This is a genomic window from Campylobacter sp. 2457A, from assembly GCF_020135895.1.
Classification (GTDB): domain Bacteria; phylum Campylobacterota; class Campylobacteria; order Campylobacterales; family Campylobacteraceae; genus Campylobacter_D; species Campylobacter_D taeniopygiae.
In genome coordinates this window covers 66,750-84,348 of sequence record NZ_JACHTO010000002.1, presented here as the reverse complement: position 1 = coordinate 84,348, position 17,599 = coordinate 66,750, and the positions used below count along the sequence as shown (strand labels likewise).

The window sequence follows — 17,599 nt, the reverse complement described above, 5'->3', positions numbered from 1 at the left end:
TCTACTTTCAATTTTGTATTTTTTTGATCACAATTTCATCATTTTCAGCATCGATTAAAATGTTATCGTTTTCGTTAAGTTCATCAGCTAAGATCATATCGCTTAATTTATCCTCTATCATATCATAAATAGCTCTTTTTAATGGTCTAGCTCCAAAGTCAGGATCAAAACCATTTTTTGCGATTAAAAGCGCTCCATTTTCGCTTAAATTTGCTTTGATACCTTTGTTTGATAAACTATTTTGTAAATCTTTAAATAAAAGCTTTACAATTTCATAAGCCTCATCTTGTCCTAAAGGATTAAAAGTAATGATATCATCTAAACGATTTAAAAATTCAGGTTTAAAGAAATTTTTCAATTCATTTTTGATCGCATTTTCTTTTTCTTCTCCATTTAGCGTCATGATTGCATTTGAAGCGATATTAGAGGTTAAAATAATAATGGTATTTTTAAAATCCACCGTTACGCCTTTGCTATCTGTTGCTCTTCCATCATCTAAAATTCCTAAAAGCACATTAAAAACATCTTTATGAGCTTTTTCAACTTCATCAAATAAAAGAACGCTATAAGGTTTTCTACGTACCGCTTCGGTTAGTTCTCCACCTTCTTCATGCCCTATATATCCTGGAGGCGCTCCTAAAAGTCTTGAAACGCTATGTTTTTCCATAAATTCACTCATATCAAAGCGTATCATAGCCTTTTCATCATCAAATAAAAATTTTGCCAAAGCTTTGGCCGATTGAGTTTTTCCTACTCCAGTTGGTCCTAAAAATAAAAAACTTCCTATAGGTTTATTGTCTGCATTAAGTCCTGCTTTATTGCGTTTAATGGCTCTTGCTAAAGCATTTAAGGCCTTATCTTGTCCTATAACGCCTTCTTTTAAGTGTTTTTCAACCTCTAAGAATTTTTGTTTTTCAGAAGTAAGCATTTTCTGTACGCTAATACCTGTCCATTTGCTCAAAATTCCAGCGACTAAGTCTTCATCCACTTGATTTTTAAGCAAAACGCCATTTTCGCTCATCTTTTTCCATTTTTCCTCTAAGTTTTGCACTTCTTTTTCGAGGCTAGGAATTTTTCCATATTCTAATTCAGCCGCTTTTTGAAATTCGCCTTTATTTTTAGCTAAATTGGCTTCATTTTTTAAAAGATCAATTTCTTTTTTCTTGACACTGATTTCGTTAAAAACACCTTTTTCATTTTCAAATTGTGAATTTAATGCGCTTTGTTTTTCTTTTAAATTAGCTAATTCTTTGATGATTTCCTCTATTCTTTTTTCATTTTTTTTATCATCTTCCATTTTTAAAGCTTCATTTTCAACTTCTAAAGTTTCAATATCTTTTCTTACTTTTCTTAAAGAACTAGGTTCGCTTTCAATTTGCATCTTAAGTTCAGCGGCGGCTTCATCGATCAGATCAATAGCTTTATCCGGTAAAAAACGATCCGCTATATAGCGTTTTGAAAGTTTAGCAGCTGCGACTAAAGCACTATCATTGATTGTAACATTGTGATGAATTTCTAATTTTTCTTTGATACCCCTTAGCATCGCTAAAGCTTCATTGATGCTAGGTTCAGGAACATTAACAGGTTGAAAACGGCGTTGTAAAGCCGCATCTTTTTCAAAATATTTGCGATATTCTTTCAAAGTGGTAGCGCCTATGGTATGAAGTTCGCCTCTAGCTAAAGCAGGTTTTAAGATATTGGCTGCATCCATACTCCCTTCACTCGCTCCAGCTCCTACTATGGTGTGAATTTCATCTATAAATAAGATGATATTTTTATTTTTGATCACTTCGTTAACTACCGCTTTTAGACGATCTTCAAATTCGCCGCGGTATTTTGCACCTGCTATTAAAGCACTCATATCAAGCGCAATGACTCTTTTATTTTGCAAAGAAGTTGGCACATCTTTTTTAACTATTCTTTGTGCTAAAGCTTCAACAATTGCGGTTTTTCCAACTCCAGGTTCTCCAAGCAAAATAGGGTTATTTTTAGTTTTGCGGATAAGAATTTGCATGAGTCTTTCTATTTCTTCTTCTCTTCCGATAACTGGATCTAGCTCTCCTTGAGTTGCTTTTTGAGTTAGATCAATACCGAATTTATTTAAACTATCTAAAGTTTCATCGCTTGTTTTACTATCAACCTTTCTTCCGGCTCTTAAATTTTGTAATTCTTTTTGAAATTCTTTACGATCTAAAAACTTAGATAAAATTTCTTTAATCGGATCCTTTTCGCTTTCACTAATAAGCCAAGTATCTACAGATAAATAGCTATCCCCATTTGCATTCATTAAGCCTTTGGCTGTCTCCAAAGAATTGATAAATTCATTTGAAAATTTGATATTTTCTTTATTCACATTTGAGCTTGTCGGTAATTTAGAAATTTTGCTTTTAATTTCAAGTTCTAAAGCTTCTTTAGAAATATTTAATTTATTAAGTATTTGATTAAGCAAACTTGAGCTATCAACGCATAAAGCCCAAAAAAGATGCAAAGGAACAATTTCATTATTTTTAGAATATATTGCTAAAGATGCTGCACTTTCAACATTTGAAAGCATAGAGTCTGTTAAATAATCTTGTATATTTGCCATATTGATTCCTTTTTTTATTAATTTATATAAAACGTATTATATAACTTTAGTCATATAATGTCAAGTTATTTTATAATATTTTATAAATATATTTAAGTTCATTTTTATAAAGTTATAGTAAAAACGCTATTTTACAAACATATCAATAGCTTTATTAAGATCTTCTATGCTTTGTTTATTTTCTTCAGAGCATGTATGATGGATGCAATGAGCTAAATGTTCTTTTAAAACAGCTTTTGCGGTATTATTAACCGCTGCTTTAATAGCGGCAAGTTGTATTAAAATTTTGCTACAATCCTCATCTCTTTTTACCATGTTTTTAACTGCTTCTAAATGTCCAATTGTTCGACTAAGTCTATTACTGATCGCTTTAATATGTTTTTGTGAATGCTGATGTTTTTTTATATTTTGCATTTATCTTCCTAAAAATCCTTTGATTTTTTAAATTAAAATTTTAAAATCATTCTAGCATAAAAAATAAAAGAAAACGCAATGTAAATTTTTATGTGTTTAATTTACAATTTCTTAAGCATTTTTTATTAAAATTTACTTTTAAAAATATGAAAAAATTTTAATGGAGTTTCACTTGAAAATAAAACGATCTTTAGCCACTTTAATAGGTTTTATAAGCTCTTTGGCTTTTTGTGTTTTTTTTGTTGGAAATTTACACGCCAAAGCTGACGATAATAAAAAACTAGAACAACGCTTGCAAGCTTTAGATAAGCTTACAAAAACTTTAGCTATAGTTGAACAATATTATGTTGATGATGAAAATATAAGTGATTTGGTGGATAAATCTTTATCCGGACTTTTGAGTAATCTTGATGCACATTCTTCTTTCTTAAATGAAAAAGATTTTAATGATATGAAAATTCAAACCAATGGTGAATTTGGAGGACTTGGAATTACGGTAGGCATGAAAGATGGAGCCTTAACTGTTGTTTCTCCTATGGAAGGAACTCCTGCGGATAAAGCAGGAATAAAATCAGGCGATATCATTTTAAAAATAAACAATGAAGCAACCTTGGGTATGAATTTAAATGACGCTGTAGAAAAAATGCGTGGTAAGCCAAAAACTGAAATCACTTTAACTATTTTTAGAAAAGGTTCTACTAAGCCTTTTGATGTGACTCTTATGAGAGATATTATAAAAGTTGAGAGTGTTTATGCAAAATTGATCCAAAAAGAAAATATTTTATATTTAAGAGTGACTAATTTTGATAAAAATGTAGTCGATTCTGCAAGTAAAGAGCTTAAAAAATATCCTAATGTTAAAGGGATTATTTTAGATCTTAGAAATAATCCTGGCGGACTTTTAAGTCAAGCTATAGGATTAGTTAATTTATTTGTAGATAAAGGTGTGATCGTTTCTCAAAAAGGACGCATAGCTAGTGAAAATCAAGAATACAAAGCAGAAGCAAAAAATAAAATTTCTAATGCTCCTTTAGTGGTGCTTGTCAATGGTGGAAGTGCTAGTGCGAGTGAGATTGTTAGCGGGGCTTTGCAAGATTTAAAAAGGGCTGTGATTGTTGGCGAAAATACTTTTGGAAAAGGTAGTGTGCAGCAAATCATTCCTATTAATAAAACCGAAGCATTAAGATTGACTATAGCAAGATATTATTTGCCAAGTGGTCGTACCATCCAAGCTATAGGCGTAAAACCGGATATTGAAGTTTTTCCTGGAAAGGTAAGCACTCAAGAAGAAGGCTTTAATCTAAAAGAAAGCGAATTAAAACAACATTTAGAAAATGAACTTCAAAAAACTAATGATAAAAAAGAAGAGAAAAAAGAAATCAAAAATGATAAAAACATCATTACATTAAAACAAATTTATGAAGATGCGCAATTAAAATCTGCTATTGATGCGGTGAAAATTTTAAACATTAAGGAGGGTGCGTTATGACAAAAAAAGATTTAATGTATGAGGGAAAAGGAAAGAAGCTTTTTAAAACCGATGATGAAAATTTATTAATCAGTGAATTTAAAGACGATTTAACAGCTTTTAATGCTGAAAAAAAAGGGAATGAAAGCGGCAAAGGGGCTTTAAATTGTAAAATCAGTACAGAAATTTTTCATTTGCTTGAAAAAAATGGCATCAAAACTCATTTAGTTGATCGTATCAGTGATACCGAACAATTGGTAAAAAAATGCAAAATCATCCCTATAGAAGTAATAGTGCGTAATGTTGCTACAGGTTCGATCGTAAAAAGATTGGGCTTAGAGGATGGTAAAGTTTTGCCTTTTGCTTTGGTTGAATTTTGCTTAAAAGATGATGCTTTAGGCGATCCTTTTATCAATGATGATCATTGTTTGATTTTAAATTTAGTTCAAAATGAAGCACAAATTCAAGAGATTAAAAATATCGCTAAAAAGATCAATTCCATCTTAACTCCATTTTTTGATTCTAAAAATTTAAGATTAATTGATTTTAAAATAGAATTAGGTTTAACTAAAGATAATGAACTTGTTTTAGCTGATGAAATCAGTCCAGACAGCTGTAGATTTTGGGATAAATTTAGCAATGAAAAACTAGATAAAGACAGATTTCGCCAAGATTTAGGTAGCGTAAAAGTCGCTTACGAAGAAGTTTTAAAAAGAATTTTAAGTTAAGGTATATTGATGAAAATAGTGGTAAATATTTTTTTAAAAAATGGAGTTTTAGATCCTCAAGGCAAGGCTATTGAAAAGGCCTTGCATTCTTTAAATTTTAACGAAGTTAAAGAAGTGAGAATGGCCAAACAACTCATCATTGATTTAGATGAAAAAGATGAAGTAGGAGCTAAAGAGCGTATTGCGAAAATGTGCGAAGAATTGCTGGTTAATAATGTGATTGAAGATTATGAACTGAGTATAAGCGAGAAATAATGAAAGTAGCAATTATTCGATTTCCTGGAACAAATTGTGAATTTGATACAGAATATGCATTTAACAAACTTGGAGCTAAAACTGAAATAATCTGGCATGAGCAAAAAGAATTTACAGCTGATTTGGTTGTTTTACCTGGTGGATTTTCTTATGGAGATTATTTAAGATGTGCAGCGATTGCTAAACTTGCTCCTGCCATGCAAGGTGTTTTTGAGCACGCTAAAAAAGGAGGCTATATTTTAGGAATTTGCAATGGATTTCAAATTCTTTTAGAAAGCGGCCTTTTAAAAGGCGCAATGAAGCACAATGAAAAACTAAGCTTTATTTCAAAAAATCAAGATTTAAAAGTGGTTTCAAATCAAAATGTTTTTTTAAGAAATTTTCAAAAAGATGATATTATTAATTTGCCTATTGCACACGGAGAAGGAAATTACTACGCAAAAGAGGATGTTTTAAAAGAATTAGAAGATAAGGACTTAATCACATTAAAATATCAACCAAATCCTAACGGTTCTGTTTGTGATATTGCTGGAATTTGTGATGAGAATAAAAAGATTTTTGGTCTCATGCCACATCCTGAAAGAGCTTGTGATAGTGTTTTAGGTAATGAAATAGGTTTAAAAATGTTAGAAGGTTTTATGTGAGAATATTATTTTTTATATTTTTATTTTCTTGTAGTCTTTTTGCTCAAAAAGAAATTTCTGTTTTTGATGCTCAAAAGGTGCAAAAAGAATTAGAAAAATTACCAAAAGAGGAGCAGCAAATTTATCAAAATATTGCTCCAAGTGATGAAAATACTGATATCGATACGAGCAATGTTGAAGATCCTTTTATCCCGCAAAGCTCTTTGGTGCTTACTAATGATGAGTATCCGCACAAGGTTTATGTTGGAGAAGCTTTTCCAATTACCATTCATGCAAAAACAACTGAAAATACTAATTTTGATTTTAAGATTAATCTAAAAAAGAACGATGACTTGCTTTTTCTAAATCCTGATGCAAAATGGAAAAATATACAAGGCGAGTATGTAACAACTTTATGGTTTGAAGCTAAAACTTCTAATGCCTCTTTAGAGCAAATTTCAATTCAGTTACTTAGAAATGGAGAAGCTTTTCAGCAATCTACTTTAAATTTAAATCCAATCAGATATGAAATCACACCAAGTGATAATCATTTTTCACACCTAGTAGCAAGTTCTTTGGAAGTAAAAAAGATAAAAACTAAAAATTTTGATAATAATAGCATCATTGTTATGCTTGAATTAAATGCTACCAATACAAATCTTAAAAGTTTTTATATCGATGGTGTCCAAAAACAAGGAGTTGAAAATTTAAAAGGTGATTTTAACGCTTCTACCGGTTTTTATTACGCTTTATTTCCATCATCTAAAACCCATTTTGATTTTTCTTATTTCAATAAAGATACTAAAAGTCTTGAAAATATGAGTTTTAGACTTGTTATTAGTGATGATGAAATTAGCACTCAAAGTGATTTAAATCCTACCAATAAAGATTTTAATATTTATAAACAATATGCACTTTGGTTTTTTACATTTGTTTTTGCACTTGTATTTGTGTGGAGAAAAAATTATATCATTTTAGTTTTAGCAATAGTATGTTTTGTATTGAGTTTTTTCATAGATACAAGCGTAAAAAGCGGTATTTTAAAAGCAGGTTCAAGAGCAAGAATTTTGCCAACAGAGCCTTCAACTTTTTTCTATACAGCTCATTCTAATGAAAAAGTTAAAATTTTAGGAAAAAGATTAGATTATATTAAAGTAATTCTTGAAAATGGCCAAATAGGATGGGTACTTCGTGAAGATTTACAAAAAAATTAAAGCTTTATATTTTTGGTTTTTTTTTATTTTTAGTATTTTAATTGTAGTATGTTGCTTTTGTTTTGTAAATTCGCAAAATACCCTTTGGAAAATTCGTAGAATTTGGGCTAAATTTCAAAAATATACTATTTTTTACAAAACTGAGCTTGTGGGTGAGTTTAATCCTAGCGCAAATATGATTTTAATGAATCATCAAAGCGCCCTAGATATTATTGCTTTAGAGGAATTATACCCTAAAAATTTATGCTGGATTGCAAAAAAAGAACTTGGAGAAATTCCACTTTTTAAAATCACTATAAAAAAACCAAAATTGCTTTGTATCGATAGAAAAAATCCAAGAGATTTAGTGCGTGTATTAAAAGAAGCCAAAGAAAGACTAAATGAAGATAGAGTTTTAGCCATTTTTCCTGAAGGAACGCGTTCAAAAACAGCAAAAATGCTTAAATTCCAAAGCGGAGCTAAAGTTTTAACTGAAAAGTTGAATTTGAAAGTTCAGCCTATTTTGATTGTAGATTCTGCTAAAATTTTAGATACGAAAAGTTTTAGCGTGGGAAGTGGTGGAAATTTAAAGATTATTTGCATGGATTTAGTGGATACTAGCGATGAGAGATGGCTTGAAAATACTAGAAAAAAAATGCAAGAAATATTAGATCAAGAAAGAATGAAATCATGCTCAATATGATTTTAATTGTAGGCATAGGCGGCTTTTTGGGTTCTGTATTTAGAATGTTAAGTATTAATTTTATCAATAAAATTTTTCCACATGCTATTAGTTTTGGTACTCTTTTTGTAAATATTTTTGGCTCTTTTGCTATAGGACTTTGTTTTTCTTATGCACAAAATAAAGGTTTATCGCCATTACTTAAAAATTTTATCAATACAGGATTTTTAGGAGCTTTTACAACTTTTTCTACTTTTTCTTATGAAAATTTAATGCTTTTGCAAAATGGAAATTATTTTCATCTTTTTCTTAATATTGTTTTTAATGTCATTTTGTGTTTATTGGTAGTTTGGCTTGGTTTTGTAATTTTTAAATAAATTTTTTTACAATTATGTATTTTTTGCTAAAATAACGCATTTGAAAAATACAAAGGAGAAAAAATGCAATTTCAAACTGAAGTTAATCAACTTTTACAATTGATGATTCATTCTTTATATTCAAATAAGGAAATTTTTTTAAGGGAGCTCGTCTCTAATGCTAGCGATGCTTTAGATAAATTGAATTTTTTAAGCGTTAGCGATGATTCTTATAAGAGCTTAAAATTTGATCCTAAAATAGAAATTACAATAGACAAAGATAAAAAAACTTTAACCATTAGTGATAATGGTATAGGTATGAATAAAGAAGATTTGATTAATAATTTAGGAACCATTGCAAAGAGTGGCACAAAAAGCTTTTTAGAGAATTTAAGCGGTGATGCTAAGAAAGATTCTCAACTTATAGGGCAATTTGGTGTTGGATTTTATTCTGCTTTTATGGTGGCAAATAAAATTGAAGTTTTAAGTAAAAAAGCTTTGGATGACAAAGCTTATCTTTGGACTTCTGATGCAAATGGTTATGAAATTGAAGACGCTAAAAAAGAAGAGCAAGGAACCACAATCACACTTTATTTAAAAGATGATGAATTTACTAATTCTTATAAAATTGAAAGCATTATAGAAAAATATTCAAATCATATACAATTTCCAATTTTTATGGAAAAAGAAGAGTATATCCCTGCTAAAGAGGGCGAAACAGAAGGAAAGAGTGAAGTAAAAATCACTCAAATCAATAAAGCTAATGCTCTTTGGAGAATGCAAAAAACAAGCCTTAAAGCCGAAGATTATGAAAAATTTTATGAACAAAATTTCCATGATTCTAATAAGCCTTTATTGTATCTTCATACCAAAAGCGAAGGAAAATTAGAATATAGTTCTTTATTTTTCATTCCAAAAAATGCTCCTTTTGATCTTTTTAGAGTGGATTATCAAAGCGGACTTAAACTCTACGTAAAACGTGTTTTTATTAGCGATGATGATAAAGAACTTTTACCGACTTATTTGCGTTTTGTTAGAGGGATTATTGATGTTGAAGATTTACCATTGAATGTAAGTCGTGAAATTTTGCAAGAAAATCAAATTTTAAAAGCAGTTAAAGAAGCGAGTGTTAAAAAAATACTTAGCGAACTTGAAAAATTAAAAAATAAAGACAAAGATAAATATTTAGATTTTTTCAAAACCTTTGGAAAAGTTTTAAAAGAAGGGCTTTACGGTTTTGGAACAGAAAAAGAGAGTTTATTAAAACTTATGTTTTATAAGAGTACTAAAGGTGAAAATTTACGTTCCTTAGAAGAATATAAAAATGACTTACAAAAAGATCAAAAAGAAATTTTTTATATTACAGGAAATAATGAAAGCCTACTTAGGAATTCACCTTTATTAGAAGAGTATAAACAAAAAAATATAGAAGTACTTTTAATGGATGATGAGATTGATTCTTTGGTTACTCCTATGCTTGGAGAGTATGAAGGGTTAAAATTTGTAGCCATTAATCAAGTTGAAGATAAAAACGAATTAAGTGATGAAGAGAAAAAAGAATACGCTCCGCTTGTGGCTAAATTTAAAGAACTTTTAAAAGATGAAGTTGAAGATGTAAGATTAACCAGTCGTTTAAAAGATAGTCCAAGCTGTATTGTTTTTGATAAAAATAAACCTGATTTTGCTATGCAGCAGCTTTTAAAGCAAATGGGACAAGAGCAAAATATAAAGCCTATCTTAGAGATCAATCCAAAACATGCAATTTTCTCAGGACTTAAAAATAATGAAACATTCTATAGTGATATTGCAATTTTAGTATTAAATATGGCTAAACTTAGCGAAGGCATGGGGATTGAAAATGCTTCTGAATTTAATACAAGTTTGGCTAAAATCATCACGAAGGCTTTTTCATGATAGAAAATATTCCAGCTAGTGTTTGGACAAAACAAGATTTAAGCGAATATCAAATTTTTGATGTTCGCACTCCTTTGGAATGGGAAGAAGGTGTATTACCTAATGCTGAGCGCGTTTCATTTTATGACCATAAAGGATTTTTAAATGAAAATTTTTTGCAAGAATTTCAAGCTAAACAAAAATCTGATAAAAAAATAGCTTTTATTTGTCGCAGTGGCCATAGAAGTATGTTAGCTGCACAGTATGTTAAAGATCGGCTTGGTTTAGATAGCGTGAATTTAGATGGTGGAATGTTAGCGCTTTAAGGAAATCAATGATAGGGATATATTTATTAATAGTTGCTTTGTCTTTTTTATTTCTTTATTTTGCTGTGAAAAAATTAATTTTAAATGTTGATAAAAAAGCGTTATTGGAGCCTATAAAGATGGATATTTATCCAGAATTTTGCGAAGTAATTAATGATAAAATCAGAGCTTTTAAGGATCGCATAGAAGAAATGAAATTGAAAAATCAGACTGATAAAGATCAATTTTTAGAAAAACTTAGTGATGCAAGTAGAGAACTTACCTTTATCCAGACAATGAATTTGAGTAATAAAAATAATAATATTTGGGAAAATGAGCTTTTTGAATTTTTAGAAAAATTAGAAAATATTTTGATTCATTTTTTAGAAAACGGCAAAGAGGAAGCAGAAGATTTAAGAGAATTCTTAATGCAAGAATTCCAAAGATTAAAATCTAAATCAAACGATTAATTTTTAGTCGTTTGATTGTTATCAAGTACCGGTTTTAAAAAATCTTCATTGATTAAAATATTAACCACATCTTTAAACATTGGTAAAGCACTTTGAGCCGCATAATAACTATAAGGCTTAGTAGGGTTTCTCACTAAAACTCCTACGGTATAAGCGTGTGTAGCATCATTGGCAAAACCAAAAAATGAAGCGTTGTAACGGTTTGAGGTATAACCTTGCCTCTCAGCAATTCTAGCTGTTCCTGTTTTACCTCCTAAAGTAACTCCTTTTGTGAAAGCTTTTCTTCCAGTTCCTTTTTCGATAACGTCGATTAATATTCTTTGCATAAGTTGAGCTGATTGTGGATTTAAAATAGCTTCTTTTTTTATATCATTATCTAAATTAACAAAACGCCCATCTTGATAATATTTTTCTGCCAAACGCGGAGTAATATAAACTCCATTATTGTTAAAAACATTATACGCAGCCAGTAATTGCATAAAAGTAGTCTTAAGTCCATAGCCATAGCTTAATACCGATTTTTCTATTTCTCTTAGATGTTTAGGGTTTGGAATTTCTCCTTTTTGTTCATAAGGAAGATCAATACCGCTTTTATCTCCAAAATTGAAGGTTTTTAAACCCGTGATAATTTCTAAATTGCTAAGTCTTTGCGCAATTTGAATCATACCTATATTTGAAGAATATCTTATAACCTCCTCAGCGGTCATTTTATCCATTCTGTGATCATCTCTAATGGTAAATCGTCCTAATTTATAGGATCCACCATAAGTATCAATGATTTCATCAAGAGTTATTTTATTAAGTCTTAATGCGGTGATAAAAATAAAAGGTTTGATTACCGATCCTGCTTCATAGCCGTATTCAATAGCACTAGCATTTAATACCGATAAATCTTTGCTGCGATTTTCGGGATCGTAACGTCTTGAGCTTGCTAGAGCTAAAATTTTTCCCGTTTTACTATCCATAACTCCTACGATAATTTCATTAGCCTTTAGATCTTCATTGCGTTCATCGATGGCTTTTTCAATACTTTTTTGAAGTTTTAAAGAAACATTAAGATACAAATCACAACCATTGATTTTTTTTTGCTGTAGTGATTTTAAATTTAAAATGATATTTCCGCCGATATCTTTTAAACCTTGAATTTTTTCATTTTGCAAGGGGCTTAAGCATTGATCATAGTATTTTTCTAAGCCTTTAACACCGATATTTTTTAAAATCCCGCTTTCTGGATCCAAGACAACTTTTGTATAGCCTATGGCAGGAGTGAGTGCATCGTGTGACATATAAATTCTATCTTCTTCATGTTCGATAATATTTAAACCTCTGGTTTCAACTTTACCAGCACTATTAGTAAATGCTTTAAAAAATCCTTGTATGTATAATTTTTTTGCAAGATCCTTAAGATAGTTAGCTTGCTTGGAGTCTAAATTTTGAGAAAGGATGAAATTATAAGAGCGTTTTTTTTGATTTTGCATTCTTTTTTTTATATCTGTAATTTCTTTATCGCTAAATCCACTATAGATTTGAAAAAGTTTTAAAAAAAGATCAAATTTATCTCTATCGATACTCCTTAGATCAATTTCAGCACGATAAATTTGCTTTGAGGTTGTAACGGTAAAATTATCTTTTGTGATAATATTGCCACGCAAAGCTAAAGAATATTGATCTTTTTCGGTATTAGGAATATGGCGTTTAGAAGTGAGTATAAAGGTTGAACTTAAAAAAATAATCATGAACAAAAGTGCCATGCAGTAAGCAAAGGCGACTTTTGAAACGCGATTTTTTTTATTTTCTTGCATAGAAATTTAAATTTGAGTTCTTGTAATTTCTTTATAGGCACTAATGGCTTTATTTCTAACCTCTAACATAAATTTCATACTGCTTTCAGCTTTAGTAATGGCAATAGCAGCTTGGTGCAAATCTTTAACTTGTCCCGTGGCAATATCTGTCATAGCAGCTTCACCGGTTTTTTGAGTTTTATTTAAATCATCAATTTCATTTTTAAGCATTTTGGCAAATTCATCGCCAATATTATTTTGTTGTATATTTTGGTTTGAATTTGTTTTTGAAATATTATTTAATCTTAGATCATTAATATTATTCATTCGTTATTATCCTCTTAATAAATCAATTGCACTTTGCGCGATAGTTTTTGCACTTGTAAAAGCACTGACATTGGCTTGATAAGCTCTTGTTGCCTCAATCAAATCAGCCATTTCAATTACAGGATTGATATTAGGATAAGCCACATAACCTTCAGCATTTGCATCAGGATTACTTGGATCGTATTTCATTCTAAAATCTTTATCATCTCTTACAACTTTATCCACGACTACACTTTGAATAGCTGGTTTAGCTTCTTCTGGAGAGTCAGGATCGTTTAAAGGATTTTCATATTTTAAAAAATTATTATCCTTGCTAATTTGTTCGTTTAAAAGTTTATCAAAATCTGTCGCTTTAAAGATCACTTCGCGTCTTCTATAAGGTCCGCCTTCTGCTGTTCTAGTTGTATTTGCATTAGCTATATTAGAGCTAATAACATTCATTCTAAAACGTTGAGCACTTAAACCATATCCGCTGATATCAAAATCACTTAAGTATGCCATAATTTACCTTTAACTTAATTTAGAACTTGCATCAAGTATGGAGCTAAATATACTACTTTGTTTTCTTAAAACTCCATCAAGAGCTGTAATCATAACTGTATTTTTACTCATTTCTGTAGTTTCAACATCTAAATCTACAGTATTGCCATCATTTCTTGCTAAGTGTCCATCTCTTAAATAAATGGTTGATTTATTAGGATCTGGAAATTTCCAAGGTTCTTGATGTCCTTTTTCTGTTACGGCTAATTTTAATTCTTTATCATCACTCTTTTTAAAAATTTCATTAGCACGATGTATTAGAGCAGTTTCAAATTCTATATCTCTTGATTTATAAAAAGGAGTATCGACATTTGCAAGATTAGCATTGATCAATTGATTTCTAAGATTTCTACCTGCTAAAGCACTAGTAACAAGTTCTTTTGATTTAAATGGATCAATCATCTTTTATCCTTTTTATTTATAATTTTACAAATTAACAAGCAAATATCGTTCCAACTTTTCAAATTTTTATCTGTTTTTTTGTAAATTAATGGCTTTATTATGATCGTTTAAATTGCTTGTAAAAATATGAACTCCAGTGTTTTTATCGCGTACAAAATATAAATAATCCGTTTTTGCCGGAAAAATAGCTGCACGAATTGCAGCCAAAGAAACATTACAAACCGCTTCTTTTGGCAAACCTTCAAATTTATAGGTGTTATAAAAGGTTTTATCTTGTCTGATTCTTTGAGGTGTAACTTTTTCATGAGAATAAATACCATAATTTAAAGTTCCATCCATTTGTAATTTCATACCTTTTTTAAGACGATTATAAATCACACTTGCAACTATAGGCATTTCTGATTCATTGGCGGCTTCTTTTTGAATAACAGAAGCTGTGATGATATATTGATGCCATTTTTTGGGATTATATTGTCCAAAAATTTTTTTAGAAGTGGTTTGATTTGATTTTTCAGAAATAGCAAGTAAATTTTTTATCAATAAGCTTTCTGAAATTCCTTTTGGAATTTCATAGGTTTCTGGTAAAAAAACTCCTTCTAAGTAAGGAGCTTGTTTTTGAAATTCGGATAAAAGTATTTCTTTATTAAGTCCTAATTTTTTGGAAACTTGATCTAAAAAAACAACGCTTGTTTCTCCAGGGATTAAAGTGATTGTTTCAAGTGCAGCTTTAGCTACGGTTAATTTGTATAAAAATTCTATTCTGTTTAGTTTTTGCGTACTCATATTAATCCATCCAGATTGTGGGTGCCCTAAAAAAAATAAAATATATTTGTCAATAATACTCATTTCATATTTTTTTTCTTTAAGATATGATATAATCTGAGTAATAGAGCCTTTTGGTATAAAAATAACAGAATCGCTTTTTAAAGGTTGAGTTAAATAATAACAAATTCCCAAAATAAATATCAATAAGAAGTTACGCATGAAAAAGAAAATATTATATACACTAGCAGTATTATTTGTATTATTATCAATTATATTTTTAGTGCTGAAAAACGGAATATTCATTTCTAGTATCCAATTTGATTTTTTAAAAGTTCAGCAATTATATATTAAATTAGATAAAAAACTTATTTTTCGAGCAAAAAATATTGTTTTAAATATTAATGATACTTCAAATGATAATTCTGATTTTGATTCTAAAACCTTACTAAAGGTAATGAAAAATTTAAAATATTTATATAATTTTGTTGAAGAGGTGGATATTGAGAATTTATCTTTTAAGAATCAAAAATTAAAAATTTTATTTAAAGATGGTGATTATTTTATAGATAGCGACGATCTTTTTTTGAAAGCTTCTTTCACTGTGAATAAGGGTGATTTATTAGGAATGATTAATTCCTTAAAACTTAAAAAATATGATTTGAATTTAAATGGTGTTTTTGAAATAAAAACAAAAAGTAATTTTTATAATTTGAATTTAAATGCGAGTGGCAATAATTTGACTTTTAAAAGCACAATCAGTTATAAAGATAATAAATTGCTTTACAAAATTAATGATCTTAATGCAACAAATATACAAAATATAGCGACTATGATTAGAAAAGATTTTACCTTAAATAAAACTTTAGAACATTGGATATTTAAAAATGCTGTTGGGGAATTTTATCATTTGGATTTTTTGCAAGGCTTTATAGATTTTAAACAAAATAATTATTATTTAGACAATATAAGTGCTTTAGGATATGTTAATAAAGTTAAAGTTCGTTTAGAAGATAATATGAATGCTATTGAAATTCCAAGAGTTGATTTAAATTTGAGTCAGCAAAAATTGGATTTTCAATTTAATAAGGCCTCTTACAATGGATCAGATTTGAGTAAAAGTGAAGTTTATTTGTATGATTTTTTTGATAAAGAAAAGGCTGGAATTTATTTGCGGATAAAATCAGATAATTTAAAATTAGATGAAAAACTTGAAAAAGCTTTGCAAAATTATCATCTCAACTTGCCTTTTTATCAAAAAAGTGGATCTATTAAAACCGATTTAGAGCTTAAAATCGATTTTCATGATAAAGGTCAATTTCTTCATAATGGAATTTTTTATTTAAATAATGCCAATATATCTTTAGCCGATATGAATATTTCTAAGGGTTTGATTAGATTAGTGCAGGATAATTTAAGTATAGAAAATGCCGATGTGGAAAATCAGTACTTCAAAGCCAATATAAATGCCAAAATCAACCTAAAAGAAAAACAAGGAATTTTTAATACTCAACTTTATAAATTGTATTTTGATGATGATTTGTTGGATATTAAAAATCAAAATATTACTCTTAATTTGGATTTTAATCAAGATGTATTGACTATACCAGAATGGAGTTTGATAGCTAATTTTAAAAATGGATTAGAAATTAATTTAAATAATCCCAATATTTTAATTTCCTATTCTAAAGTTCTCAAGGATTTTGGTTTTAACGAGGCTAAAAGTGTTTATTTTAAAACTTTAGATTTTAAAGATTTTGATTTGCAAGCCCAAGATGTAGGTTTTAATCATAATTTATTTATCAATAATCAAACACCTTATAATAAAGATAGTTTTAGTGTTGTAAGAAAAAATGATATTATATATATTAATACTCAAAGTGATCTTATAAGTGCTACAATATCTTCACTTAAAAAAGAAATACAGGTAAAAAATTTAACTTATGTTTATAAGAAAGAAAAAGATTCTTCAAATAGTTTTGATATCAGTAAAAATAAACAAAATATTATTTTTGGCGGGGCTAATTGTGCTTTAGTATTGGCTGATATGAATAAAACTTTAGCTTTTGATAAATTAGAAGCAGATCTAAATGCAAGTGTTTTAAATGTGCAAGGTTCAAGAGGAGGTACAAATTTAAATTTTTACTATAGTCCGGATGATTTAAAGCTTTTTGTTAAAAACATAAACGATCAATATTTAAATGAATTTTTACAAAAACAAGCAGTGCAAGATGGAATTTTTAATTTAAGTGTTGTTGGAAGTGGAGTTGATTATTTTGATGGAGAATTTGATTTTAAAAATACTTTTGTGAAGGATTTAAAAGGTGTTAATCAATTGATATCATTTATAGATACGGTTCCTAGTTTATTGATGTTTAAAACTCCAACCTTCAATCAAAAAGGTTTAAAATTTCAAAATGGAAAAGTTATTTTTAACCGAAAAAAAGATTTATTGAGTTTTAGTGCTATTAATTTAAATGGAGATAGTGTTGATATTTATGGATTAGGTAGTGCTAATTTACGTCTTGATACTATAGATTTAAATTTGGAGTTAAAAACTTTAAAATCAGCTTCTGAAACTATTTCAAAAGTTCCAATTTTAAATTATGTTATTTTGGGAAAAAATCAAGAAATAAGTACAAATATCAAGGTGGATGGAAAGCTCGATGATCCAAAATTTCATACCCAAATTTTAAGTGATACTTTAAAAACCCCATTTAACTTGATTAAAAATATTATACAATTGCCTAAAAATTTATTCGACTAATTAAAGTTTATTTTTAAATGAAAATAAACTTTAAATATATCTTTGC

18 protein-coding genes are annotated in these 17,599 nt (G+C 28.9%); 11 read left to right on the top strand and 7 right to left on the bottom strand.

Annotated features, from left to right (window positions below):
- Positions 1–7 precede the first annotated feature (7 nt).
- The gene (locus tag H2280_RS01260) at positions 8–2,587 is read right to left on the bottom strand and encodes an ATP-dependent Clp protease ATP-binding subunit (RefSeq protein WP_337215431.1); all 2,580 of its coding nucleotides are present in this window, start codon (positions 2,585–2,587) and stop codon (positions 8–10) included.
- A 126-nt stretch (positions 2,588–2,713) separates the two neighbouring features.
- Positions 2,714–3,001, bottom strand: a complete 288-nt coding sequence (locus H2280_RS01255; RefSeq protein ID WP_246023734.1) for a metal-sensing transcriptional repressor — start codon at positions 2,999–3,001, stop codon at positions 2,714–2,716.
- A 172-nt stretch (positions 3,002–3,173) separates the two neighbouring features.
- Between H2280_RS01255 and H2280_RS01250 the strand changes: the two genes are divergently transcribed.
- From H2280_RS01250 to H2280_RS01205, 10 genes are all read left to right on the top strand, one after another.
- Positions 3,174–4,490, top strand: coding sequence for a S41 family peptidase (locus H2280_RS01250; RefSeq protein ID WP_407920019.1), 1,317 nt, complete (start codon positions 3,174–3,176; stop codon positions 4,488–4,490).
- Entirely contained in the window at positions 4,487–5,197 is a 711-nt protein-coding gene (gene purC, locus H2280_RS01245; protein ID WP_137623565.1) for a phosphoribosylaminoimidazolesuccinocarboxamide synthase, read from the top strand. The genes H2280_RS01250 and purC overlap by 4 nt, the downstream gene beginning before the upstream one ends.
- Positions 5,198–5,206: 9 nt before the next feature.
- Positions 5,207–5,452, top strand: a complete 246-nt coding sequence (purS, locus tag H2280_RS01240; RefSeq protein WP_337215430.1) for a phosphoribosylformylglycinamidine synthase subunit PurS — start codon at positions 5,207–5,209, stop codon at positions 5,450–5,452.
- Entirely contained in the window at positions 5,452–6,096 is a 645-nt protein-coding gene (purQ, locus tag H2280_RS01235) for a phosphoribosylformylglycinamidine synthase I (protein WP_137623563.1), read from the top strand. The genes purS and purQ overlap by 1 nt, the downstream gene beginning before the upstream one ends.
- Entirely contained in the window at positions 6,093–7,289 is a 1,197-nt protein-coding gene (locus tag H2280_RS01230; RefSeq protein WP_337215429.1) for an SH3 domain-containing protein, read from the top strand. Before purQ ends, H2280_RS01230 begins: the two co-directional genes overlap by 4 nt.
- Complete coding sequence (locus H2280_RS01225; protein ID WP_337215428.1) at positions 7,267–7,971, top strand: lysophospholipid acyltransferase family protein; 705 nt, start codon at positions 7,267–7,269, stop codon at positions 7,969–7,971. The genes H2280_RS01230 and H2280_RS01225 overlap by 23 nt, the downstream gene beginning before the upstream one ends.
- Positions 7,959–8,327, top strand: a complete 369-nt coding sequence (gene crcB / locus H2280_RS01220) for a fluoride efflux transporter CrcB (protein ID WP_337215427.1) — start codon at positions 7,959–7,961, stop codon at positions 8,325–8,327. Before H2280_RS01225 ends, crcB begins: the two co-directional genes overlap by 13 nt.
- 63 nt (positions 8,328–8,390) lie before the next feature.
- The gene (gene htpG, locus H2280_RS01215; RefSeq protein ID WP_337215426.1) at positions 8,391–10,220 is read left to right on the top strand and encodes a molecular chaperone HtpG; all 1,830 of its coding nucleotides are present in this window, start codon (positions 8,391–8,393) and stop codon (positions 10,218–10,220) included.
- The gene (locus H2280_RS01210) at positions 10,217–10,525 is read left to right on the top strand and encodes a rhodanese-like domain-containing protein (protein WP_337215425.1); all 309 of its coding nucleotides are present in this window, start codon (positions 10,217–10,219) and stop codon (positions 10,523–10,525) included. The genes htpG and H2280_RS01210 overlap by 4 nt, the downstream gene beginning before the upstream one ends.
- Before the next feature lie 8 nt (positions 10,526–10,533).
- A complete protein-coding gene (locus tag H2280_RS01205; RefSeq protein WP_337215424.1) occupies positions 10,534–10,974 on the top strand; it encodes a hypothetical protein in 441 nt (146 codons plus the stop codon).
- On the opposite strand, the gene H2280_RS01200 is transcribed toward H2280_RS01205, so the two are convergent.
- The 5 genes from H2280_RS01200 to mltG all read right to left on the bottom strand — a co-directional run bounded on the left by H2280_RS01200 (position 10,971) and on the right by mltG (position 15,092).
- Complete coding sequence (locus tag H2280_RS01200; RefSeq protein WP_337195340.1) at positions 10,971–12,776, bottom strand: peptidoglycan D,D-transpeptidase FtsI family protein; 1,806 nt, start codon at positions 12,774–12,776, stop codon at positions 10,971–10,973. The genes H2280_RS01205 and H2280_RS01200 overlap by 4 nt on opposite strands.
- A gap of 6 nt (positions 12,777–12,782) precedes the next feature.
- A complete protein-coding gene (gene fliE / locus H2280_RS01195) occupies positions 12,783–13,082 on the bottom strand; it encodes a flagellar hook-basal body complex protein FliE (RefSeq protein WP_137623556.1) in 300 nt (99 codons plus the stop codon).
- Positions 13,083–13,088: 6 nt separating this feature from the next.
- Positions 13,089–13,583 carry a flagellar basal body rod protein FlgC gene (flgC, locus tag H2280_RS01190; RefSeq protein WP_137623555.1) on the bottom strand — a complete coding sequence of 165 codons (495 nt, stop codon included), beginning with the start codon at positions 13,581–13,583 and terminating at the stop codon, positions 13,089–13,091.
- 9 nt (positions 13,584–13,592) lie between these two features.
- Positions 13,593–14,024, bottom strand: a complete 432-nt coding sequence (flgB, locus tag H2280_RS01185) for a flagellar basal body rod protein FlgB (RefSeq protein WP_137623554.1) — start codon at positions 14,022–14,024, stop codon at positions 13,593–13,595.
- A 66-nt stretch (positions 14,025–14,090) separates the two neighbouring features.
- The gene (gene mltG, locus H2280_RS01180) at positions 14,091–15,092 is read right to left on the bottom strand and encodes an endolytic transglycosylase MltG (protein WP_337195339.1); all 1,002 of its coding nucleotides are present in this window, start codon (positions 15,090–15,092) and stop codon (positions 14,091–14,093) included.
- Here mltG and H2280_RS01175 point away from each other — a divergent pair.
- Positions 15,007–17,553, top strand: a complete 2,547-nt coding sequence (locus H2280_RS01175) for a YhdP family protein (protein WP_337215423.1) — start codon at positions 15,007–15,009, stop codon at positions 17,551–17,553. The genes mltG and H2280_RS01175 overlap by 86 nt on opposite strands.
- Positions 17,554–17,599 lie beyond the last annotated feature (46 nt).